Below are 21,749 nucleotides of genomic sequence, written 5' to 3'. Positions count from 1 at the left end.
CACACCAACTACGACGAGCACACCGCCTGGGCCCACCGCACTGCCACAGCAGACCCCACCGCCGCTTGACGGCCTAGACCCGTGGGATGTCTAGGTGGCCCTCGCAGGCCCTCCCTGCTGTGCCCCGGGCCGCCATACTCGAGTGGTGAGCAACCCCGCGATCATCCTGGTCTCCGGCAACCACCTCGACGTCCTGGAGCAGCAGTTCTCCCGCTACGCCCTCGAGTACGACGTCCGCTCCGCCGCCGGCGCGGCCGACGCCAAGCACCAGGCCCTCGACGTCCTGGACGCGGGCGGCCAGGTGGCGCTGTTCGTCATCGAGTCCGAGCTGCCCGACATGGCCGTCTACCCGGCCATCGCCAAGATCCGGCAGGCCGTCCCGACCGCACGCCGGGTCGTCGTCGCCCACTACGAGAACTTCCGCCGCGACGCCGAGGCCCTGCGTGCCGGCCAGGCCACCGGCAAGTACGACGCGTTCCTGCTCATGCCGCGCGGGGTCCGCGACGAGGAGTTCCACAGCGCGATCATCGACCTGCTCAACGACTGGGCGGCCACCGTCGCGGTGCCGGAGGTGGTGTCGGTCCGCATCGTCACGCCCGAGCACGACATCCTCACCCTGCAGCTGCGCGACTACCTCGAGCGCGTCGGGTTGCCGTGCGGCGTCTTCCACCCCGACAGCGACGACGGCCGCGACGTCCTCTCCCGCCACGTCGGCGAGCCGGACCAGTGGCCGGTGGTGGAGGCCTTCACCTCACCGGCGCCGTTCGTGCCCCGCACCACCCGCGACCTCGCGGTGACCCTCTACGGCCGCCCCGACGACATCGAGGTCGACCAGGTCGTCGACCTGGTGGTCATCGGAGCCGGCCCGGCCGGACTGGCCGCCAGTGTGTACGCCGCCAGCGAGGGCCTCTCCACCGTCGCTGTCGAGGGCGAGGCGATCGGCGGCCAGGCCGGCACCAGCTCCATGATCCGCAACTACCTCGGCTTCCCCCGCGGCATCTCCGGGATGCGGCTCGCCCAGCGTGCCCGCAACCAGGCGATCAGGTTCGGCACCCGCTTCTTCACCGGCTGGCCCGTCCTCGCGCTGGAGCCGGGCACCGACGGGAAGCCCCACGTCGTCCGCACCGAGGGCGGCGACGTGCACGCCCGCGCCGTGGTGATCTCGACCGGCGTGACCTACCGCCGGATCGGCATCGAGTCCCTCGACACCCTGGTCGGGTACGGCGTCCACTACGGCGCAGCCATGACGGCCTCCCGCGAGATGGAGGGCGCGGACGTCATCGTGGTGGGCGGCGGCAACAGCGCCGGCCAGGCCGCCGTCCACCTGGCGCGCTTCGCCCGCTCGGTCACGATCATGGTCCGACGCCCCGACCTGTCGGCCACGATGTCGCACTACCTGGTCAACGAGATCGGCTACAACCCCCGCATCGAGGTCCTCGGCAGCGCCCGCGTGGTCGACGGGGGTGGGGACGGACGGCTGGAGTGGGTGGACGTCGAGGACGTCACCAGCGGCACGACGCACCGCCGCGAGATCCGGGGACTCTTCCTGCTCCTCGGGGCCGACCCGCACTGCGAGTGGCTGCCCGACGAGGTCGCTCGCGACGAGCGCGGGTTCGTGCTGACCGGGCGTGACGTCCCCGCCGGGGCCTGGCGCGACGGTCTCCCGCCGGCCAACCTGGCCACGACGGTGCCCGGCATCTTCGCTGCCGGCGACATCCGGTCCGGCTCGATGAAGCGCGTCGCGTCCGCCTCCGGGGAGGGGGCGTCCGTGGTCTCCCTCGTGCACGACTGGCTCGGCTGACGATGCCGACGCCGATCTGACCTGCGAATTCAACACAACGGTTGACAACAGTCCGCACCGCGATCTACCTTTGTTCAACCGAACAGTTGAGAAAGGTGGGCGTCATGACCGACCAGCTCTCCCGGGTCTTTGCCGCCCTCGCCGATCCCACGCGGCGCGACATGGTCGCCCGCCTCACCGTCGCCGACGCGACGGTGGGCGACCTCGCCGCGCCGTACGACGTGAGCCTCCAGGCCGTCTCCAAGCACCTCAAGGTGCTCGAGGAGGCCGGCCTGGTGACCCGCAGCCGGGACGCCCAGCGCCGCCCGGTGCACCTGGAAGCCGAGGTGTTCGACCTGATGACGAAGTGGATCGAGCGCTACCAGCGACAGGCGGAGGAGCGCTTCACGCGCCTCGACGCCGTGCTCGCCTCCCTGCAGGACAAGGACATCCCCACCGCCGAGGAAGGAACCGCATCATGACCACCACCCAGGACCACCGCTACAGCGAGGCCGCCATCGAGGCCGACCCGACCGTCCCTGCCGTCCACATCTGGCGCGACTTCGCCGCCACCCCCGCGCAGCTCATGCGGGCCCACACCGACCCCGAGCTCTTCGCCCGGTGGATCGGTCCCTCCTCGCTCACCACCCGCATCGACCACTGGGACTGCCGCACCCTCGGCTCCTACCGGTACGTCGCCGAGCGCGACGGCGAGGAGTACGCCTTCCGCGGCACCTTCCCCCACGTGGGCGAGGACAAGATCGTGCAGACGTTCACCTGGGAGGGCATGCCCGAGGCCATCGCCCTGGAGACGATGACCTTCGAGGACCTCGGCAACGGCATCACCCGCCTCCACGGGTTCTCCCTGTGCGACTCGTTCGAGGCGCGCGACGGGATGCTGGCCAGCGGCATGGAGGTCGGCATCCACGAGGGCTACGCCAAGCTGGACGGGCTCCTGGCCGATGGCGCTGCCTGACGACCCGGCGGCGCGGCACCGCGAGGTGGCCGCCACCTTTGGACGGCTCGTCGACGGTGCCGGCTCCTGGCAGGCGCCGGCTCCCGTGGACGGGTGGACCGCCCGCGACGTGGTCGCCCACCTCGTCGAGTGGTTCCCCGGCTTCCTCGCGGGCGGCGGGGTCTCGCTCCCCGCCGGCCCGCCGGTCGCCGACGACCCGGCCGCCGCGTGGCACCACCACGCGCGCTCCGTCCAGGACCTCGTCGACGAGCGTGGCGACGAGTCCTTCACCCACCCGTACGCCGGCACGCACCGGCTCGCGGACGCCGTCGACCGGTTCTACACCGCCGACGTCTTCATGCACAGCTGGGACCTGGCCCGGGCCACCGGCCAGGAGCTGCGCCTCGACGAGGACTTCGCCGCCACCCTGCTCGACGGGATGAGGCCGATCGAGGACGTGCTGCGCTCCTCGGGCCAGTACGGCACCCCGGTGCCGGTCCCGGACGACGCCCCGGTGGTCGACCGGTTGATGGGCTTCATCGGCCGCGACCCGTACTGGGCTCCCCCGGCCGGCTGACGGCCGTCAGTCGAGCTCGTGCCGCCGGGGCGGGTCACCGCCGGGTCGGCTGACGGTCACCGCCGCGGCCCGGGCCGCGAAGGCCAGCACCGAGGTGCGCTCGGCGGCGACCAGCGCGCGCAACCTCTCGCCCGCACCGGGGCCCACGACGTCGAGCTCCCACAGGGCGTGCACGACCGCTGCCGTCACCGTGTCCCCGGCGCCGATGGTGTCCACCACCTCGACGGGGGGTGCCGGCACGGTGACCTCGTCGGCCTCGGCGTACCAGCTGACCCCGTCCCCGCCCATGGTCACCACCACCGCCCCGGCGCCGGCCGCGATGAGGTGGCTCGCGACCTCGCGGTGCGTCCGTCCCGGCCAGAGCACCTCCAGATCCTCGTCGCTCGCCTTGACGACGTCCGCGAGGCGCGCCATCTGCTCGGCCCGAGCGACCACCTCGTCGCCGGCACCGGTGATCGCCGGGCGAGCGTTGACGTCGAAGACCGTCAATGCACTCCCCCGCGACGCCTCGACCAGGGCCGCGACGTCGTCGGCCCCCGGAGCCAGAGCCGCCCCGATGGAGCCGTAGACCACCACGACCGGCGCCACGTGCGCGGGCAGCGAGACGGCGGGGACCCGCCACTCGATGTCGAACTCGTAGCTCGCCGAGCCGTCCTCGGCCAGCGTCGCCACCGCGGTCGCCGTGCGCGCGAGCGCCAGCGGGTCGACCGCCATCCGCACGTCGTTGTCGGCCAGGTGCCCGGCCAGCAGCCGTCCGTGCGCGTCGTCAGCCCACGCGCTCGCGAACCACACCTGGCGGCCCAACCGGCTCATCGCCACGGCCGCGTTGGCGGAGCTCCCGCCTGCGTGGTCGCGCTCGGTGCCGTCACGTCCCAGCACCACGTCGACGAGTGCCTCACCGGCCACCAGTGCCACCTGCTCCATGACGAGGTTCTACCACCTCCGCGCCTAGGCTGGCGCCCATGGAGCTCGCCCCGGTCGACCTCGATCCCCTCGACACCGACTCCGGCACCCCGCCGTACGAGCAGGTGCGCGTCCAGCTCGCGACCCGCATCGGTGACGGGCGCCTGCCCGCCGGCAGCCGCCTGCCGACCGTGCGCGCGCTGGCCGGAGACCTCGGGCTCGCGGTCAACACGGTGGCTCGCGTCTACAAGGAGCTCGAGGCCGACGGGCTCGTGGCCACCGAGGGGCGTCGCGGCACGCGGGTGACCGGTCGGGCAACCACGCCGACCGAGGCCCGGGAGGCCGCCGCGGCGCTGGCCCTCGAGGCGCGGCGCGCCGGTCTCACCCTCGCCGAGGCCACGCGGCTGCTCGAGCAGGGCTGGACGCGATGAGGTGGGTCGTCCACGGCGCCGGGGCCGTCGGTGGTGTGATCGGCGGCCACCTGCACCTCGCGGGCCTGCCCACCACGCTGGTGGCCCGCGGCGCGCACCTGGCCGCGATCCACGACGGGGGGCTGCGGCTGGACTCGGGTGACGGCATGCACCGGATCGTGGCACCGGCCACCGACACCGCCGCCGAGGTGGAGTGGACCGACGACACCGCCGTCCTGCTCGCCGTGAAGTCGCACCAGGTCGCCGCGGCCCTCGACGACCTGGCCGCGCACGCCCCGCCCGGCACGACCGTCGTCTGCGCCACCAACGGCGTCGCCACCGAGGTGGCCGCCCTCCGCCGCTTCCCCGCGACGTACGCCGTGTGCGTGATGCTGCCGTCCACCCACCTGGAGCCGGGGCTGGTGGTCGCCAAGTGCCATCCCGTCCCCGGCCTCCTCGACGTGGGCCGCATCCCGGCGGGGACCGACGACCGCACGGCGGCCGTGGCCTCGGACCTGCGGTCGGCCGGCTTCGAGTCCGTCGAGCGCGACGACGTGATGGCCTGGAAGCGTCGCAAGCTGCTGCTGAACGTCGGCAACGGCGTGGACGCATCCTTCGTCCCGGGGGCCGCCGCGGACGCGCTGGCCGACCTCGCCCAGCGCGAGGGCGAGCGCGTGCTGGCCGCCGCCGGGCTCACCGTGACCAGCGCGGAGGACGACCGGGAACGCCGCGGGGACCTGCTGCGCCGCCGCGACGACCTGCCCCCCGCGGGCGGCTCCACCTGGCAGAGCCTGCGCCGCGGCACGGGCGACACCGAGGTCGACTACCTGGCCGGTGAGGTCGTCCTCCTCGGGCGGCTGCACGCCGTGCCCACCCCTGCCTGCGAGGCCGTGGTGGCCGCCACCCACCGGCTGACCCGGACCGGCGGGGACCCACGCAGCCTCTCCGCCGACGAGGTCATGGCCGCGCTCCGGTGACGCCCTGTGGAGGAGCCGCACGGGCTGTCGGTGCGTCGTGCCAGTCTCACCCGGCACCACCACTGATCCCGGGGAGCTGACATGGACCATACCGACGAATCGACCACGATGCTGGCCAAGGTGCGCAAGCTGCTGGCCAAGGCCGAGGACCCGGCAGCGACGCCGGCCGAGGCCGAGACCTACACCGCCAAGGCGGCCGCCCTGATGGCGGCCTACGGCATCGACCGAGCCCTCCTCGCCCTGAGCGACCCCTCCCTCGACGTCGTCGGCGACCTGGTGGTGCTGGTGGAGCGCCCCTACGCCGCCGACAAGGCCGACCTGCTGGCCACCGTCGCGGCGGCCCTGGGATGTCGCGGTGTCCGCCGCACCCGCTACCCCGACGGCACCAAGGAGCTGTCCCTGCACCTCTTCGGGCACCGCTCGGACCTCCAGCGCGTGGAGATCCTCTTCACCAGCCTGCTCGTCCAGGCGCTGCACGCCCTGGCCCGCACACCGGTGCCGTCCTACGACCACCCGGCCGCGTTCCGGCGCAGCTGGCTCGCCGGCTTCACCCAGTCGGTCGGTCGCCGCCTCGACCGGGCCGAGGCGGCCGCGGCCGAGGACGCCGCCGACCGGTTCACCGAGCACGGCACCTCGAGCACCCTCGTCCTGGCGGACCGGTCCCACGCGGTCGTGGCCGCGCGGGACGAGACCTACCCGCACCTGCAGCAGGCCAGCGCGCGACGCCTCTCGGGCACTGGACGGCACGACGGGTGGGCGGCCGGGCAGCGCGCCGACCTCGGTGGCAGCCGGCTCGGCGGCTCGCGCAGGTCGTTGCCGGGGACCTAGGTGCTCCGGACGCACGACGGCCCGCCACCCCAGCGGGGTGACGGGCCGTCGATCGAGTGCAGTCAGCTCACTTGGAGCTGTCGTCCTCGGCCTCGGCGTCGGTCGCCGCCTCGTCCTCGGCCGGAGCCTCGGTCTCGGTGGTCTCCTCGGCCGGAGCCTCGGTGGCCTCGGTCTCGGTCGCCTCGGTCTCGGTGGTCTCCTCGGCGGGAGCCTCCTCCTCCGCAGCGGCCGGAGCCGGAGCAGCAGCCTGCGTCTTCTTCGTCGAGGCAGCCTTGGGGCTGTACGCCTCGGTCACCAGCTCGATGACCGCCATGGGGGCGTTGTCGCCCTTGCGCGGACCGATCTTGGTGATGCGGGTGTAGCCACCCGGACGCTCGGCGAACGTCGGCGCGATCTCGGTGAAGAGGGTGTGCACGACCGACTTGTCGCGGATGGTCTTGAGGACCTCGCGGCGGTTGTGCAGGTCTCCACGCTTGGCCTTGGTGATCAGCTTCTCCGCGTACGGGCGAAGCATGCGCGCCTTGGTCTCGGTCGTGGTGATCCGGCCGTGCTCGAACAGGCTGGTGGCCAGGTTCGCCAGGATCAGGCGCTGGTGGGCGGGGCTACCGCCGAGGCGCTTGCCCTTCTTGGGCTTGGGCATGTGATCTCTCGCTTCTCTCCGGCCGTGTCAGGTACCGGGGTAGACGTCCGCCGGAATCGGCGGACGGTTTTTGGATGTCAGCGCGAGCCTGGCGGCGGCAAGCCGCCAAGCAACCGCAACCCCAGTCAGACGCAGACCGCGGCGCGGAAGCGGGCGCCAGTGAGACGCCCAGCAACCACGACCACAGCCAGACCTCGAGTGCGGTACGGCAGCGAGGCGCCGGTGAGACGCCCCGCAACCGCAACCACAACGAACGTCAACCGCGGCGCGGCAGGCGTGGCGCCGAAGGCGACACGCTCGCGCAATTCAATTAGTACTGCTCGTCCTCGACGAAGGCGTCGTCGTCGTCGTCGTCGCCGTACGCCGCGAGAGCGGCGTGCGGGTCGAAGCCGGGCGCGCTGTCCTTGAGGGACAGACCCATCTCGACCAGCTTGGCCTTGACCTCGTCGATCGACTTCGCACCGAAGTTGCGGATGTCGAGCAGGTCCTGCTCCGAGCGGCTGATGAGCTCACCCACGGTGTGGATGCCCTCGCGCTTGAGGCAGTTGTAGGACCGGACCGTCAGCTGCAGGTCCTCGACCGGGAGGGCGAGGTCGGCTGCGAGCTGCTCGTCGACGGGCGACGGGCCGATGTCGATGCCCTCGGCCTCGACGTTGAGCTCACGGGCCAGGCCGAAGAGCTCCACGAGCGTCTTGCCGGCCGAGGCGATGGCGTCACGGGGACGCATCGACGGCTTGGTCTCGACGTCGATCACGAGCTTGTCGAAGTCCGTGCGCTGCTCGACACGGGTGGCCTCGACCTTGTAGGTGACCTTGAGGACCGGGCTGTAGATCGAGTCGACCGGGATACGGCCGATCTCGTTGTCCGCGCCCTTGTTCTGCACGGCCGAGACGTAGCCGCGGCCACGCTCGACGACGAGCTCGACGTCCAGCTTGCCCTTGTCGGACAGCGTGGCGATCTTCAGGTCGGGGTTGTGGACCTCGACACCGGCGGGCGGGGTGATGTCGGCGGCGGTGACGTCACCGGCACCGGACTTGCGCAGGTACATCACGACGGGCTCATCGTGCTCCGAGGAGACGACGAGGCCCTTGAGGTTGAGGATGACCTCGGTGACGTCCTCGGTCACACCCTCGATGGTCGAGAACTCGTGGAGCACGGAGTCGACCTTGATGCTGGTGACCGACGCACCCGGGATGGACGACAGGAGGGTACGGCGCAGCGAGTTGCCGAGCGTGTACCCGAAACCGGGCTCCAGGGGCTCGATGACGAACCGCGAACGGAACTCGTCGACGGACTCTTCCGACAGGGTCGGGCGCTGAGCGATAAGCACTGATTCTTTCCTTTCCGGACCCACCCACCATTTGACGGGCCCGAACTCACAGGATTGTTGTGAAAGGGAGGGACCGGTGGCCACCCGAGGGCGGCCACCGGCAAGGGATTACTTCTTGGAGTAGTACTCGACGATCAGCTGCTCGGTGATGGGCAGGTCGATCTGGGCGCGGGTCGGCACCTGGTGGACGAGGATGCGCATCCGGGTCGGGATGGCCTCCATCCACGCAGGCACGTGGCGCTCGCCGTGGGTCTCACGGGCGACGATGAACGGGGTCATCTCCAGCGACTTCTCGCGAACGTCGATGATGTCGTGGGCCGACACCTGGAACGACGGGATGTCGACCTTGTGACCGTTGACCAGGAAGTGACCGTGCACGACGAGCTGACGGGCGTGGCGGCGCGTGCGGGCGAACCCGGCACGGTAGACCACGTTGTCGAGGCGGCACTCGAGGAGCTGGAGCAGGTTGTCACCGGTCTTGCCCTGGCGACGGTTGGCTTCCTTGTAGTAGCGGAGGAACTGCTTCTCCATCACGCCGTAGGTGAAGCGGGCCTTCTGCTTCTCCTGCAGCTGGAGGAGGTACTCGCTCTCCTTGATGCGGCGACGGCCGTGCTGGCCGGGGGGGTAGGGACGCTTCTCGAAAGCAGCGTCGCCGCCGACGAGGTCGACACCGAGGCGGCGCGACTTGCGGGTGATCGGGCCGGTGTAACGGGCCATGGCTGGAAGTCTCTCTTTCTCGGGTGTCGGGTCAGACGCGGCGGCGCTTGGGCGGCCGGCATCCGTTGTGGGGCGTGGGGGTGACGTCCTGGATGGTGCCGACCTCGAGGCCGATGGCACCCAACGAACGGATCGCCGTCTCGCGGCCCGAACCCGGGCCCTTCACGAAGACGTCGATCTTCTTCATCCCGTGCTCCATCGCCCGACGACCCGCAGCCTCGGCTGCCATCTGCGCGGCGAACGGCGTGGACTTTCGCGAGCCCTTGAAGCCGACGGTGCCGGCCGAGGCCCACGAGATCACCGCCCCGGTGGGGTCGGTGATCGTGACGATGGTGTTGTTGAACGTGCTCTTGATGTGGGCTTCGCCCTGAGCGACGTTCTTCTTCTCCTTGCGGCGGACCTTGGTCGCGCGGCTCTTGGGAGGCATTCAGGTATCTCCTGTGAGGTTCTGGTCTGGAAGCTTCGAGTGAAGGGGCGGGACTCAGCGCGTCAGCGCCGGGTCACTTCGCCTTCTTCTTGCCGGCGACAGTGCGCTTGGGTCCCTTGCGGGTGCGCGCGTTGGTCTTGGTGCGCTGGCCGCGGACCGGGAGGCCCATGCGGTGGCGGCGACCCTGGTAGCTGCCGATCTCGATCTTGCGGCGGATGTCTGCCTGGACCTCGCGACGGAGGTCACCCTCGATCTTGAAGTTGGCTTCGATCTCGTCGCGAAGCTTGACCAGCTCCTCGTCGCCGAGCGTGTGCACTCGCGCGTTCGGGTCGACCCCGGTGGCGGCGAGCAGCTGCTGGGCGCGGGTACGGCCGATGCCGTAGATGTAGGTGAGTGCGATCTCGATGCGCTTGTCGCGCGGGAGGTCAACACCAACGAGGCGTGCCATGTGGCTTTCCTTGTCTGTACTCGCAGTGGTTTCTGGTCGTGTCGCGTCCCATCCCGCCTCGGGTGGGCTCCGGCCAGTGCTCCGGAGGTGGCTTCGGCCAGGGAGTGCCTGGCCTAGCGATCACGTTGTGGGGTGTTCATTTGTACGTCGGGTGCTGCGAGGTGAGCCTCAGCTCAGCCCTGCCGCTGCTTGTGGCGCGGGTTCTCGCAGATGACCATGACGCGGCCGTGACGACGGATGACCTTGCACTTGTCGCACATCGCCTTGACGCTGGGCTTGACCTTCATGAGAAGGACCTTTCGGATCGGCTGGTTACTTGTAGCGGTAGACGATCCGACCGCGGGTCAGGTCGTAGGGAGACAGCTCCACCACCACACGGTCCTCGGGGAGGATCCGGATGTAGTGCTGGCGCATCTTGCCGCTGATGTGGGCGAGCACCTTGTGTCCGTTGCTCAGCTCCACCCGGAACATCGCGTTGGGGAGGGCTTCAGTGATGACGCCCTCGAGCTCGATCACGCCTTCTTTCTTCGGCATGTCCTCCACAATCTGTTGGTCGTATGTCTACCGTTGCTGCACCGCGTCACCGAGGTGACGCGGGTGGCCCGGGAACCTCCGGTCCGGGTGGACCGGTGGACCTCGTGAAGCGGTGCCGTGGACCTCATCCCGGGCACGACACGAACCGCCTTTCAGGACGGTCGAGGCGTGATCCGGCAGCCGCGAGGCACCACGAAACGCAACCCACGTTGGGCCGACACGCCAGTTTAGTCAGTCGCTGTCTGAAAAGACCAATCAGCGCGGGCGCCTGCGGCTCCCCCGCACCCGTGGGCCGGTGGGCCGCAACGAACGGAGGTTGACCGCGGCGATCAGCCGCTGCCGGCGACCCACGGACTGGGACATCGCACGCCGCTCGGCATCGACAGTCTGCCAGTAGGACGCCGCAGCACCCGCATCGGGAGCACTCGGGCCGAAGACGAAGCCGTCCGCCCGGCGGGCCAGCGAGGGTGCCTGCTCGGACCCGATCGATCCGGACTGCTCGCGGCGGGTGACGGTCGGACCCAGGGGCACCGGCTGGCCGAGGTCGCGTGCGTGGTCGACCAGCTCGCGCCAGGCGCCCACGAAGCGCGCGGAGACCACGGTCGCGTTGCGTCGCCGGCGGCGGCGGAGCAGCTTGAGCCCGACGATCGCGCCGACCAGGAGGAGCACCACCAGCAGCGGGCCCCCGACGTACGTCACGACGACCCGCACCCAGCCGGGCAGGCCGGCCACGAGGGAGTCCTCGTCCTCCTCGTCGGCCTCCTTCTTGTCGGCCTTGCGCTCCTTGAGGTCGGCGTCGCTCTGGTCGCCGGCGTCCGACGGCGGCGGGATCGGCGCCGGGGGCGGGACGACCGTGCCGGTCATGGGGGTGTTGGTCTCGGGCAGCTCGTCGGCGGGCGGCTCGTCGGACATGAAGTCCTCGGTCGGCAGGGTCTTCCACGAGCCGTCGGCGGCGCGCACCTCGACCCAGGCCGAGACGTCCTTGCCCGTCACGACGCCGCCCTCCGGCACCTCGGCCCCGAGCACGACGCGGGCGGGCACGCCGACCTCGCCGGCGAGGAGGGCCATCGTCGCGGCGTACTGCTCGTCGTTCCCGACCATCTGCGGGGCCTGGACGAAGCCCTCCGACAGGCGTTGGACGCTGTGGCCGGGGTGGTAGACCTGCTCGGAGCGGCGGACCCCGTCGGAGTACTTGCCCTCGGTCCGCAGGTGTTGCGCGATGGCCCTGACCCGCTCGATGGGCGTGGTCGCCCTGGTCGTCCACTGCGCCGCCGGCGTCTTGAGGAAGGCCGTCCCCTGGGGCGCCGGCACGACGGCACTGGACGCGACGGTGGAGGCGTCGAGGCTGTCGTCGGGGAGGACGGCGGTGAAGGAGTAGGTGTCCCCCTCGGTCAGCCCGGTGGGGACGACGGCCGTCGAGGTGGCCAGGTTGTAGCGGAAGGACTCGGCCTTGCCGTCGGGGTCGCCGATGCGGAAGTCGAGGGACTGGAGCGCGCCGGCCGTCGGCAGCCAGACGCCGTCGTACGCCTCCCCGATGGTGACGGTGGCCTCGACCTCCTCCCCCTCGACGGGGTTGTCGATGGTCGACGACACCCGCTGGAACGAGTCGGCGGCCGGCTCCGGCAGTGCGTTGTCGGAGGCGCCCCACACCATGCCGTCGTAGTGGTCCATGGCCGCGAAGCGCACGCGCGTGCCCTCCGGCACGCCGTCGACGGTGAAGAGGGTGCGGTCGTAGACGTTGGCCGAGCTCTCCTGGCCGAGGGGGTCGACGTACTTGCGGAACCCCGCGAGGGGCGAGGGGTACTGCCCGATGTCGAACGGCGGCTCCACCCAGTTGCGCACCACGGTCCGGTCGCCGTCGTCGTCACCCATGACGAGCGCGGAGGCGGGTACGGCGAGCGCCGACGCCAGCGCGACCAGCCCGGTCCCGACGGCGAGGCGGCCCCAGCCGGACGTGCCTCCGTGCACCGTCGCGGACGCCCGCCGGGCGCGCAGCGCGAGCCAGCCCAGGGCCAGGCCGGCGAACGCCGCTCCCTGGACGAGGAGGGACTGCGGGTGGCGCACGCCGAGCAGGATGACCGCAGCGAGCACGGCGGTCATCCCGAGGACGGGCAGCAGGGCGGTGAGCCACGCACGCCGCAGGCGGAGGTGGGACAGCGACGTCCCCACCAGCCCGGCGAGGAGGCCGAGCAGCCACGGGAGCACGAGCAGCGGACCGTCGCCGTCGACCGGCGGCAGCGTCGTGAGGAGGTCCTTCCAGCCGTGGATCGCCTGGTCGACCAGCGTGGACATCGTCTCGGCCCCGGGGACGAAGGCCGTGTCGCCGACCGACCGCAGGCACAGGGGCCCGCCGAGCAGGAAGAACACCACGGTGAGGATGAGCACCGGGGCGACGAGCGGCCAGCCGAGCGCCCGGCTCAGGTGTGTCACGGCCATGGCAATGACGCTCCCGGTCAGGCCGATGACGAGGAACGCCCACCCGGTGAAGGAGGTCGCGAGACCGCTGAGGGCCACCGCCGTCAGCAGCAGGACGAAGACCAGGTCGACCGCGGCGTGGCCGTCCGGCAGCAGGTGGCTGGGCCGGGTGCGGGTCTGGGTGTCGACGTGACTCACTTGAGGCTCCACAGGAGGAGTCCGCCGAGGTCCTCGCGGGCAGCGAGGTGCAGGACGGGAAGGCCCCCGGTCTCGGTCACCCTGCTGGTGCCCTCGGGGTCGAGCACGATCGCGAAGCGGCGCACCTCGGGCGGGAAGGCCGCCGAGCCGCGGAGCAGGTCGGTGAAGGAGGTGTCCTTGCCGCCCACCAGGAAGAGCAGGCTGCAGTCGGGCGCGACCATCGTGGCCCGACGACTCGCCGCCACGATGCCGGTGTCGCCGAAGTCGGCACGGCAGACGGCATCGAGCGCCAGGTGGCCGTCGGTGCCGGTCGAGGCGGTGGCCCCGCAGACGAAGGACACGTCGAACTCGTCGAGCACGGCCCGGACCGCGATGGACGCGGCCACCGACATCGCGTCCTCGAAGACCTCGTCACTGCTCCAGGAGGCGCGCCGGTCGTCGACGACGAGGGCCGCGTGGCTGCGGCGGGTGTCGAGGTACTGCCGGACCAGCAGGGCGGACTCCCCCGTCGAGGCCATCACCTTGGCCGAGGAGCGCCAGTGGATGTGGCGCAGGTCGTCGCCGGGGACGTACTCACGCAGGGCGTGGAAGGCGAGGTCGCTCTGGGAGACCGCGTCGGTCGACACGCCTTCCAGGTCGCGGAGCAGCCCGGCGCCGAGCGAGTCCAGCGGCACCATCGGCGGGCGCACGAGCACCTCGCGCACGGGCGTCCACACCATGTCGCGCGAGAAGACGCCGACCGGGTCACCCCGACGTGTGGTGGCCGGCCCGACGCGGATGACGCCACGGCGCTCCGTACGGATGGTGAACGACTCCTCGTGCACTCCCCCGGCCGGCAGGGCTCCGATCCCGTAGCGGTGCGTCGACGACCCGACCGGGACCTCCAGCGTGGTGGGCAGGAGCCGCCGGGAGGCGATGTTGCGCACCACGACGCCGGCCGCGACCGAGTCGCCGGCGGCCACCCGCTCCGGCTCGAGCCGCAGGTCCACGTCGACCGAGGTTCGTCCCAGCAGGAAGGGCGCCGCGAGCGCGAGCAGCAGCAGGCAGGCGGCCGCCAGCACGGCCATCTCCCGCCAGCCCACGAGGGCGGCGAGGTACGCCGCACCTGCCCCGATGCCGAGGACCAGCCAGCCCGTGGGGCGGACGATCGCCAGCAGCTCCTTCACGCGCTCCATCAGCAGATCAGGCCACCCGGTCCGTGGGCGGCGCGACGGAGTCGAGGAGACGCCCGATGACGGTCTGCACGCTGACGCCGCTGAACTGGGCCTCGGCGTCGAGGAGCACGCGGTGCGACAGCACGGGCTCGGCGAGCTCCTTGATGTCGTCCGGCACGACGTGGTCGCGGGCGTCGGCCGCGGCCCAGGTCTTGGCGACCCGCACCAGGGCCAGGCAACCGCGCGGCGACAGGCCGAGCTTGACGTGCGGCTGGCGGCGCGACTCCTCGGCGAGCTCGGCGACGTAGCCGACGACGGCCGGGTCGACGTACACCTGGTCGGCGAGGCCGCTCATCTGGGAGATGGTGGCCGCGGTGATGACCGGGGTGACGAGCGAGGCGCGGTCGCGCACGGCCGCGTTGACGAGCAGCTCGACGGTGGCCGCGCGGTCGGGGTAGCCCATCGAGGTCTTCATCAGGAAGCGGTCCAGCTGGGCCTCGGGCAGCCGGTAGGTGCCGGCCTGCTCGATCGGGTTCTGGGTCGCGATGACCAGGAACGGCTTGCCGACCGAGTGCGCGACGCCGTCGACGGTGACCCGGCTCTCCTCCATCACCTCGAGCAGCGCCGACTGGGTCTTGGGCGATGCGCGGTTGATCTCGTCGGCCAGGACGATGGTGTGGAAGATCGGGCCGGGGTGGAAGTCGAACGTGCCCTTGTGCTGGTCGTAGACCGTCACGCCGATGACGTCCGAGGGCAGCAGGTCGGGCGTGAACTGGATCCGCGCATGACTGCCCTGGACCGTGTTGGCCAGCGACCGCGCCAGCATCGTCTTGCCGGTGCCGGGGAAGTCCTCGAGCAGGATGTGGCCCTCCGACAGCAGGCACGTCAGCGCCAGGCGCACCACGTGGCGCTTGCCCAGCACGGCCTTCTCCATGTTGTCGGTCAGCTGGTCGAAGGTCTGCTTGAACCAGTCGGCCTGCTCGTGACTGATCGTCATGCGTCTCCTTGGGTGATGGATGGATGTCCAGGGATCTCGGTGCCCGCAGTCCGGTGCTACCAGATGACCTGGTTGCTGAAGGCTTCCTGGTCAACCGCGTCCTGTGGTGGCGTCCTGCATTCCATCGAGACCCTGTCCCCCAGGAGCGACGCATTCCCGTAGTGGAAGTCCGACCGGCTGATGTTGGCGGCGGGATCGACTGCGAACTGGATCGGGCTGCGCCCTGGTCGGGTGATGTTGCAGGTGTAACGGCTCACGAATCCCGAGACGGTGAACTCGATGAAGGCGCAGTTGATCTCGGTGCACTGTTCGTAGTTCCAGCCGCGCGAGGCACAGGACGGACCGGTCCATGTGGGGTCCCCGTCGCGGCACGCGTCACCCTTCGCCAGGACGATGGCGGGCGGGGGTGGACTCTCGGTCCGCGCCGAGCCGTCGGCCGTCACGCCCGGGCGACCGTTGGCAGGGTCGCTGAGGGTCACCGTGATCGTCTCAGATGCCTCCCACCCCAGCAGCACGGACTCGCTCTGGACGGACCACGCACCGGCGGGTACCGAGATGGTCTGGTTGCGGTGGGCCGAGGAGATGGTCAGCCGCGCCGGGCGACCGTTGGAGTTGCCCTGGATGACCCAGCTCATGTATTCGCGCTGCGGCACCGGCTGGATGCTTGTGATGTGCTCACGCCCCAAGGGGCCGAAGGTCTGGACGCTTCGCTGGTCGGACGAGGTGCAGCCTGCGTCACTCCCGAGCTCGTTGCAGAGACGGAGCTGGACCGCCACCGGCGCGCCGTTGCTCGGAGCGCTCACGGTCCGACTCAGCCCCTGGCCTGTGGAGACCGCTCCTTCCCAGGCCACCTGGCCCGCAACGAGGATCGCCGCCCGTCCCTGCCTGCCTCGCGGGTCAGGCGCAACGGCCTCGACGCGGATCTCCTGGTCGACGCCGGTCGCAGTCGCCGACCACACACCCCAGTCGGCAGGTCTGCTCGATGCCTGGAAGGTCGCGGGCTGGCTGGCGCCGGACGTCTTCTCCACGTTGTGTGCCCGCACCGAGTAGGCGTACGTGGTGCCGTCGTAGTCGACACCGCCGTGCACACAGGTCGTGGCCTGCACGCGCACGCACCCGGGGACGTTGGCGGCTCCCCGGCTGGACGTGTAGGACAGCGTGTAGAGCGTCGGTCCGGGCCCCTCCGGCAGGGTCGAGGGCCACGAGATCCGGGTGGACGTGCGGTCGGACCCCGACTCCAGGTCGGTCACTGTCGGCGTCCCGGGAGGCAGCGGGGTCCCCAGCGACTGGAACGGCTCGGACGTGCGCGGCGGGGAGTAGTTGACCTTGTTGAGCGCCTTCACCGTGAAGGTGTACTGGGTGTTGTTGTCGAGGTTGCCCGCCACCAGCGAGGTCTGGGTGCCGGGCACCGTCTGCGGCTGGGCACCGAGCCAGGTGACGGTGTAGCTGACGACCTTGGAGGTCACGGTCGTGGGCGGGTCCCAGGCGACGGTGATCGTGCGGTCGCCGCGCGACTTCATGCGGATGTTCTCCACCCGTCCCGGCGCCGTGTCCGCGAACGCCGACTTGGAGACGTCGCTCCAGTCCCCCGGGCCGATCTTGTTGACCGCGCGGACCTTGAACGTGTAGGACTTCCCGTTCTCGAGGCCGCCGAAGTCGCACTCGTTGGTGCGGCAGGTGATCTGCTTGTTGGTCCCCAGCGCCTGGACCTGGTAGCCCGTGATCGGGGACCCGCCGTCGTCGGAGGGCGGCTCCCAGCCCATCGAGATCTTGTTGGACTGCAGCGCCGGGAAGGGCCGTGGCGGCCCGGGCGCACCCGGGGTGCCGCTGACCTCGAACTGGATCCGGCCCTCGGCCGTGCGTCGGGGGCTGTCGGAGTCGGCCACGTCGCTCATCACGATGCGGAAGGTCGAGGTGCCCTGGGCGTCCGGGCCCGCCTTGAAGGTGACCGACGAGCCACTGCTGCTCGCCGACACCCCCGCGCCGCTGATCGCGTCGACGGACACGACCGTGGGGTCGGGGCTGGAGACGCCCGGCTCGAGGTAGGCGGCCAGGTCGTAGGTCCGGGACTGGCCCGCCTGCAGGTCGTCGACGCGGATCGGCAGCAGGGACGGTGGCGGCGCGTCGTCGAGGCGGAAGCGGATCTCCTGGGCGTTGCTGTCGCCGGCGGTCACGGTGAGGACGGCGGTGCCGCCCTCGGTGGCGTCGTCGGCCGCGGCCACCTGCAGCACCGAGGTGCCGGTGCCGGTGACGGAGACCCCCTCGACCGGCTGCGTGAACGAGCCCGCGTAGGTGAGGTCGTCGGCGTCCGCCGGGTCGAGGGTCCACACCGTGCACAGGGACCCGAGGTCGAGGTCGTAGACCTGGCCCGACGAGATCGGGATCGTGGTCGCCGGACAGGTGAGCTCGGGGGTGTCGTCACCCACCTGCACGGGGATCGAGAGCAGCGCGGTGTAGCCGTCGGTCGGGTCCAGCGGGTCCTCGTTGCCGCTCGGGTCGGTCGCGGTCGTGACCTCGAGCAGCAGCGCGCCCGGGCCGCGGTAGTCGGCGTCGGTGTCGATCGTGAAGCCGCGCTCTCCGTCGGGCGCGGGCTGCAGGTTCGCGGGTGACGCGCTGACCGCGCGCTTCCCGGTCAGGCGCATGGACCCGCCCGAGGGGTTGGCGATGTAGTCGCCCAGCGACCCGGAGAAGCTCCCGCCGCGCTCGATCTCGATGAGCGCGTCGGGCTCGACGTACGGGATGCCGGTCCCGGTGGGTGGCACGTAGAGCGACGCCGTGGCGGAGGCACCGTCGGCGTCCTCGACGCGGAAGGGCACGACCTGGGGGGAGGCGGCCCGGTTGGCCTTGATGCGGTCGCCGTCGATGCGGGCGACCTCGGCGGCGCCCAGCACCTCGGCCACGACGAGGTCGTCGACGGAGCCGTCCGGGTCATAGGCGCCGTCGAGGACCCCCACCGTGACGCTCTCGCTGTCGTCGGCGCGTCCGAAGGCGTCGTACACGACCGGCGGGTTGTTGATCGAGGCAGCGGTCTCCAGCCTCATGACCGCCCGGGAGGTGTCGAGGCCGTTGCTGATGGAGTAGACGACGGTGATCGCGGCGGCGTCGACCCGCTCGGGCGCCGGCACCGTGACCAGGCTGGTCTCCCGGTCGAGCTCGACCCCCTCCGGCGCGTCGACGAGCTCGATCCGGACGTCGTCACCGGGTGCGACGTAGTCGTTGGCCAGCGGGTCGAAGGTGGCGGTGCGCCGCGGTTCGACGGTCAGCTGGTCGTCGACCGCCAACGGGCTCTGCGGCTCCTCCAGGGGCACGACGACGATGCGCACCGTGGCGGTGGCGACCCCTCCCTGGGTGTCCACGACGGAGTACTCGAACTCGTCGGTGCCCGCCGTGCGCGGGTAGGCCTGGTACTCGAGGAAGTTGCCGCCGAAGGAGAGCAGGCGGCCCTTGCGGGGGGCGGAGGTGATACCCGCGATGGTGACCGGGTCGCCGTCGGGGTCGACCCCGCTGCCGGGCAGGCGGACCTTGACCGTGTCGCCCGAGACGACGCGCGACTCCAGCGTCGGCGGCTCGGGGGCGGTGTTGGGGGCGTCGGCCGGCGTCACGACGACGGTGAGCCGACCCGGGGAGGTCTGCCCGGTGGTGTTGACCGCGACGTAGGGGATGGTGAAGCTGTCGCGCTCCGCGAGGCCGGCGGGCGCGACGTAGCGCACCGTGCGGCCGGTGACGAAGGCCTGGCCCACGTCCCCCTTCACGTCGATCGGCGCGACGACCTCGAGCTCCCCCGGGGACCCCTCGACGACGTCGCCGAACAGGGAGAGCCGGTCCCCGGACGGCGAGAGGTCGTTGTCGAGCACCGGCGCGGTCACCGAGGTGCCGGCACGCACCATCACCCGGTCCGCGGCCGTGATCGGCGAGTTGTCCTTGGGCACCGGGCGCAGGCTCACCGAGACCTCGCCCTCGACGCCGGAGCGCGTGCCGTTGCTGATCGTGTAGGAGACCAGCTGCGGGTTGGGAGCCAGCGACCCCTGCCGCGCGGAGATGCGCAGCCAGCGACCGTCGATGATCGCCACGTCGAGCTGGCCGGGGTCGTCGGCGACCGCACGCTGCACGGCCAGCAGCCCGCCGGCGGGGTCGAGGTCGTTGGCGAGCACGTCGACGATGGCGGCCGACTGCCCGTAGACCGTCAGCGCGTCGGGCATCGCGATGGGGTCGCGGTCACCGCGGGCCGGTTGCACGTCGACCCGGACGGTGCTGCCGTCGAGGGGCGCGTTGCCGTACGCCGCGTCGTAGTCGAGGAAGAACGTGCCCGCCTTGGACCCGGTGAAGGTGATGACGCCGTTCTCGGTGTCGGTCTTGACGACGGCGCCTCCCTGCCCCGGGAGCTTGCCGCCGAGGGCGAGCTCGGCGTCGGGGTCGGCCGGGTCCGAGCCGGGCAGGTCGTTGAGGAGAGGACGGATCTTGATCGGCTGCCCCACCTCGCCGCGTACGACGTCGGGCTCGGCCGTCGCGGCGAAGGCCTCCTGGTCGAGCTTGTCCTGGACCTGGAAGGTCATCGTGCGCCGGACCGGTGCGGAGCGGCCGTCGGTGACCGTGTAGGCCACCTGGACCGGCTCCCCTCCGTCGCGCGGAGCCGTGAAGCGCACCCGGCCGTCGGACGTGGTGCGGGCGACGGCGCCCGACACGTCCCCGCCGACGGCGGTCGCCGAGTCGAGGACGACGGCGTCCCCGTCCGAGTCGTCACGCCAGTCGGCGAGCACCGGCACCGACAGCGACCCTGCGGCGGGGACCCGCCACACCCGCGGCTTGTAGCCGGAGCGCGGCTGCGGTGCGCTGTTGTCGCTGGCACCCCGGACCGCCACGGTCACCGTGGCGTGCGCGGAGGTGTCTCGCCCGTCGTTGATGTGGTACTCGAAGCTCGTGCTCCGCGCGTCGTCGGGCAGGGAGAGGACGATGGTCTGACCGTCCGGGCTGATCTCGGCGCGGGCCCCTCCGGTGGGGTCGTCGACCTGCACGATGCTCAGCAGGCGGCCGTCGGGCGCGGAGTCGTTGTCGAGCGGGTGGAGGACCGTGGTGCGTCCGGGACGGGCTCCGTAGCGGTCCGGCTCGGCCTTGGGCGGGCGGCGGTCGCCGTTGCTCTGCTCCTGGTTCTCCTTGTCCTCCTCCTCGACCTTTTTGGAGGCGGTGAAGGCGTTCCAGTTGTCGATCCGCTGGGGCTGGAGGTCCTCGACGTCCCACACCGTGCCGGTGGTGCCGTCGTTGAGGACGATCTCGCCGCGGTTGACGCGCAGGGACAGGGTGCGGCCCTTGCCCCCCAGGTCGGACACCGTGGCCTCGTCGTCACCGCACCGGACGGCGACGTGGCCCAGGCCGCCGGACCACGCGGCGTACTGGCAGGCGCCGAGGCGCACGGGCTCGGCCGGCTGCCCGTTGAGGCCCTCGGCGAGGACGGATGCCTCGCCGCTGGTGAGGTCGACGCTCATCAGGCTGCCGCGGCTGGCGACCAGGACGGCGTCCGAGGCGGGCCCCGCCTGCTGCAGGACCGCGCCCTCGGGGACGGTGGCCGTGCCGCCGCCGAGCACGGCGAGCGCCCCGGTGGCGGAGTCGAGCGTGACGACGGTGTCGCCGACCGTCGTCACGGCGGTCGGCTCTCCGGCGGCCTCGGGGAGGTCCTCGGTGCGGGGCTTGCCGATCCCGTCCTCGCGAGGGACCAGGTAGGTGACGGTGCGCTCGGTGCCCGAGGTCACGACCACGGTGCCGGCCTGGCTCACCGCGAGCGCGGCACCTTCGCCGACCTCGTCGAGGGGGTCGGACTGGCGGTCGACCTCGCTGACGATCGACCGGCCCGTCACGGGGTCGACGCGAGCGGCCCAGACGGCGCCGGTCTCCGCGTCGACCGAGGCGAGCGTGCCGCCGGCGAGCTGGAGGTCGCCGCGGGAGGGCACCGAGATGGTGCCGCTCGGCTCGACCTCCGAGGTGGCGGGGTTGACCAGCTGGGCGGTGCTGGCGCGCTCGTCGACCGCGAGCACCGCGGCGCCGTCCTGGACGACGTCGAGCGGCAGGTCGTCGCGGTCGGCGAAGACCACCGTGTCGAGCTGGTTGATCGGCTTGTTGATGCGGCCGTAGAGACCTTCCTTGCCGTTGACGACCCAGATGCCGCCGTCGTTGAGCTCGGCCTCGTGGGCCTGGTAGCCGTCGGCCGAGACCGCGTAGACGAGCACGGCGACCGCGGCGATGGCGAGCGCGGTGTTGGAGGCGATGGCCGTGCGGTGCCGTCGCAGGAATCCCACCCGTGCCACTGGCAGCCCCCTACCGCGAGAATGAGCCCGTCCCCCGACGGCGCAGGATGGAGCCTAGGTACAAGCGCGCACGTCGGACAAGTTCGGCACAACCGGCACGCTGGGGCCCCGGGGGATGACACTATCGTGCTAGTCCGGATGGCACTCGCTTTCGTGAGGAGAG

The 21,749-nt window shown here is 71.5% G+C and carries 19 protein-coding genes; 7 read left to right on the top strand and 12 right to left on the bottom strand.

Annotated elements, in window-relative coordinates:
• Positions 1 to 145: 145 nt before the first annotated feature.
• The 4 genes from DAE25_RS13740 to DAE25_RS13725 all read left to right on the top strand — a co-directional run bounded on the left by DAE25_RS13740 (position 146) and on the right by DAE25_RS13725 (position 3,312).
• Positions 146 to 1,801, top strand: coding sequence for an FAD-dependent oxidoreductase (locus DAE25_RS13740; protein WP_234411035.1), 1,656 nt, complete (start codon positions 146 to 148; stop codon positions 1,799 to 1,801).
• A 104-nt stretch (positions 1,802 to 1,905) separates the two neighbouring features.
• Positions 1,906 to 2,262: an ArsR/SmtB family transcription factor gene (locus DAE25_RS13735; RefSeq protein WP_107766703.1), complete on the top strand. Its 357-nt coding sequence runs from the start codon at positions 1,906 to 1,908 to the stop codon at positions 2,260 to 2,262.
• Positions 2,259 to 2,756 carry an SRPBCC domain-containing protein gene (locus DAE25_RS13730; RefSeq protein ID WP_107766702.1) on the top strand — a complete coding sequence of 166 codons (498 nt, stop codon included), beginning with the start codon at positions 2,259 to 2,261 and terminating at the stop codon, positions 2,754 to 2,756. Before DAE25_RS13735 ends, DAE25_RS13730 begins: the two co-directional genes overlap by 4 nt.
• The gene (locus DAE25_RS13725) at positions 2,743 to 3,312 is read left to right on the top strand and encodes a TIGR03086 family metal-binding protein (RefSeq protein ID WP_107766701.1); all 570 of its coding nucleotides are present in this window, start codon (positions 2,743 to 2,745) and stop codon (positions 3,310 to 3,312) included. Before DAE25_RS13730 ends, DAE25_RS13725 begins: the two co-directional genes overlap by 14 nt.
• 6 nt (positions 3,313 to 3,318) lie before the next feature.
• On the opposite strand, the gene DAE25_RS13720 is transcribed toward DAE25_RS13725, so the two are convergent.
• Positions 3,319 to 4,236, bottom strand: a complete 918-nt coding sequence (locus tag DAE25_RS13720; RefSeq protein WP_107766700.1) for a PfkB family carbohydrate kinase — start codon at positions 4,234 to 4,236, stop codon at positions 3,319 to 3,321.
• A 38-nt stretch (positions 4,237 to 4,274) separates the two neighbouring features.
• On the opposite strand from DAE25_RS13720, the gene DAE25_RS13715 reads away from it, so the two are divergent.
• The 3 genes from DAE25_RS13715 (at position 4,275) to DAE25_RS13705 (ending at position 6,430) form a co-directional block, all read left to right on the top strand.
• Positions 4,275 to 4,646, top strand: coding sequence for a GntR family transcriptional regulator (locus DAE25_RS13715; protein ID WP_107766699.1), 372 nt, complete (start codon positions 4,275 to 4,277; stop codon positions 4,644 to 4,646).
• Positions 4,643 to 5,602 (top strand): ketopantoate reductase family protein, encoded by a 960-nt coding sequence (locus DAE25_RS13710; RefSeq protein ID WP_107766698.1) that lies wholly within the window; start codon positions 4,643 to 4,645, stop codon positions 5,600 to 5,602. Before DAE25_RS13715 ends, DAE25_RS13710 begins: the two co-directional genes overlap by 4 nt.
• An 81-nt stretch (positions 5,603 to 5,683) precedes the next feature.
• Positions 5,684 to 6,430 (top strand): DUF2786 domain-containing protein, encoded by a 747-nt coding sequence (locus tag DAE25_RS13705; RefSeq protein ID WP_199907576.1) that lies wholly within the window; start codon positions 5,684 to 5,686, stop codon positions 6,428 to 6,430.
• 67 nt (positions 6,431 to 6,497) lie between these two features.
• On the opposite strand, the gene rplQ is transcribed toward DAE25_RS13705, so the two are convergent.
• The 11 genes from rplQ to DAE25_RS13650 form a co-directional block, all read right to left on the bottom strand.
• Entirely contained in the window at positions 6,498 to 7,070 is a 573-nt protein-coding gene (gene rplQ, locus DAE25_RS13700) for a 50S ribosomal protein L17 (protein ID WP_107766697.1), read from the bottom strand.
• Between the two features lie 310 nt (positions 7,071 to 7,380).
• Positions 7,381 to 8,400 carry a DNA-directed RNA polymerase subunit alpha gene (locus tag DAE25_RS13695; RefSeq protein WP_107766696.1) on the bottom strand — a complete coding sequence of 340 codons (1,020 nt, stop codon included), beginning with the start codon at positions 8,398 to 8,400 and terminating at the stop codon, positions 7,381 to 7,383.
• A gap of 108 nt (positions 8,401 to 8,508) precedes the next feature.
• On the bottom strand, positions 8,509 to 9,117 hold the full coding sequence (gene rpsD / locus DAE25_RS13690; protein WP_056887145.1) for a 30S ribosomal protein S4: 609 nt from the start codon (positions 9,115 to 9,117) through the stop codon (positions 8,509 to 8,511).
• Between the two features lie 31 nt (positions 9,118 to 9,148).
• The gene (rpsK, locus tag DAE25_RS13685; protein WP_056887144.1) at positions 9,149 to 9,544 is read right to left on the bottom strand and encodes a 30S ribosomal protein S11; all 396 of its coding nucleotides are present in this window, start codon (positions 9,542 to 9,544) and stop codon (positions 9,149 to 9,151) included.
• A gap of 73 nt (positions 9,545 to 9,617) precedes the next feature.
• Positions 9,618 to 9,992, bottom strand: coding sequence for a 30S ribosomal protein S13 (rpsM, locus tag DAE25_RS13680; protein ID WP_056599771.1), 375 nt, complete (start codon positions 9,990 to 9,992; stop codon positions 9,618 to 9,620).
• Positions 9,993 to 10,165: 173 nt separating this feature from the next.
• Positions 10,166 to 10,279 carry a 50S ribosomal protein L36 gene (rpmJ, locus tag DAE25_RS13675; protein ID WP_056887143.1) on the bottom strand — a complete coding sequence of 38 codons (114 nt, stop codon included), beginning with the start codon at positions 10,277 to 10,279 and terminating at the stop codon, positions 10,166 to 10,168.
• A gap of 25 nt (positions 10,280 to 10,304) precedes the next feature.
• On the bottom strand, positions 10,305 to 10,526 hold the full coding sequence (infA, locus tag DAE25_RS13670) for a translation initiation factor IF-1 (RefSeq protein ID WP_056887142.1): 222 nt from the start codon (positions 10,524 to 10,526) through the stop codon (positions 10,305 to 10,307).
• A 255-nt stretch (positions 10,527 to 10,781) separates the two neighbouring features.
• Positions 10,782 to 13,139 (bottom strand): DUF3488 and transglutaminase-like domain-containing protein, encoded by a 2,358-nt coding sequence (locus DAE25_RS13665; RefSeq protein ID WP_107766695.1) that lies wholly within the window; start codon positions 13,137 to 13,139, stop codon positions 10,782 to 10,784.
• Positions 13,136 to 14,314 carry a DUF58 domain-containing protein gene (locus DAE25_RS13660; RefSeq protein ID WP_107766694.1) on the bottom strand — a complete coding sequence of 393 codons (1,179 nt, stop codon included), beginning with the start codon at positions 14,312 to 14,314 and terminating at the stop codon, positions 13,136 to 13,138. Before DAE25_RS13660 ends, DAE25_RS13665 begins: the two co-directional genes overlap by 4 nt.
• 7 nt (positions 14,315 to 14,321) lie before the next feature.
• Positions 14,322 to 15,290: an AAA family ATPase gene (locus tag DAE25_RS13655; RefSeq protein WP_056887139.1), complete on the bottom strand. Its 969-nt coding sequence runs from the start codon at positions 15,288 to 15,290 to the stop codon at positions 14,322 to 14,324.
• A gap of 56 nt (positions 15,291 to 15,346) precedes the next feature.
• Complete coding sequence (locus DAE25_RS13650) at positions 15,347 to 21,586, bottom strand: Ig-like domain-containing protein (protein WP_107766693.1); 6,240 nt, start codon at positions 21,584 to 21,586, stop codon at positions 15,347 to 15,349.
• Positions 21,587 to 21,749 lie beyond the last annotated feature (163 nt).

It is taken from the genome of Nocardioides terrigena (assembly GCF_003047265.1).
Taxonomy (GTDB): Bacteria; Actinomycetota; Actinomycetes; order Propionibacteriales; family Nocardioidaceae; genus Nocardioides; species Nocardioides terrigena.
Note: the sequence above shows the minus strand (reverse complement) of the source record. Positions and strands in the feature narration are given on the sequence as shown.

Bases quoted from the DNA above. Each gene is read 5' to 3' on its own strand.
- rplQ (WP_107766697.1), bottom strand. From the start codon at position 7,070: ATGCCCAAGCCCAAGAAGGGCAAGCGCCTCGGCGGTAGCCCCGCCCAC.
- rpsM (WP_056599771.1), bottom strand. From the start codon at position 9,992: ATGGCACGCCTCGTTGGTGTTGACCTCCCGCGCGACAAGCGCATCGAG.
- rpsK (WP_056887144.1), bottom strand. From the start codon at position 9,544: ATGCCTCCCAAGAGCCGCGCGACCAAGGTCCGCCGCAAGGAGAAGAAG.
- DAE25_RS13710 (WP_107766698.1), top strand. From the start codon at position 4,643: ATGAGGTGGGTCGTCCACGGCGCCGGGGCCGTCGGTGGTGTGATCGGC.
- rpmJ (WP_056887143.1), bottom strand. From the start codon at position 10,279: ATGAAGGTCAAGCCCAGCGTCAAGGCGATGTGCGACAAGTGCAAGGTC.
- DAE25_RS13655 (WP_056887139.1), bottom strand. From the start codon at position 15,290: ATGACGATCAGTCACGAGCAGGCCGACTGGTTCAAGCAGACCTTCGAC.
- rpsD (WP_056887145.1), bottom strand. From the start codon at position 9,117: ATGGCCCGTTACACCGGCCCGATCACCCGCAAGTCGCGCCGCCTCGGT.
- DAE25_RS13735 (WP_107766703.1), top strand. From the start codon at position 1,906: ATGACCGACCAGCTCTCCCGGGTCTTTGCCGCCCTCGCCGATCCCACG.
- DAE25_RS13730 (WP_107766702.1), top strand. From the start codon at position 2,259: ATGACCACCACCCAGGACCACCGCTACAGCGAGGCCGCCATCGAGGCC.
- DAE25_RS13720 (WP_107766700.1), bottom strand. From the start codon at position 4,236: ATGGAGCAGGTGGCACTGGTGGCCGGTGAGGCACTCGTCGACGTGGTG.
- DAE25_RS13715 (WP_107766699.1), top strand. From the start codon at position 4,275: ATGGAGCTCGCCCCGGTCGACCTCGATCCCCTCGACACCGACTCCGGC.
- DAE25_RS13725 (WP_107766701.1), top strand. From the start codon at position 2,743: ATGGCGCTGCCTGACGACCCGGCGGCGCGGCACCGCGAGGTGGCCGCC.
- DAE25_RS13705 (WP_199907576.1), top strand. From the start codon at position 5,684: ATGGACCATACCGACGAATCGACCACGATGCTGGCCAAGGTGCGCAAG.
- DAE25_RS13660 (WP_107766694.1), bottom strand. From the start codon at position 14,314: ATGGAGCGCGTGAAGGAGCTGCTGGCGATCGTCCGCCCCACGGGCTGG.
- infA (WP_056887142.1), bottom strand. From the start codon at position 10,526: ATGCCGAAGAAAGAAGGCGTGATCGAGCTCGAGGGCGTCATCACTGAA.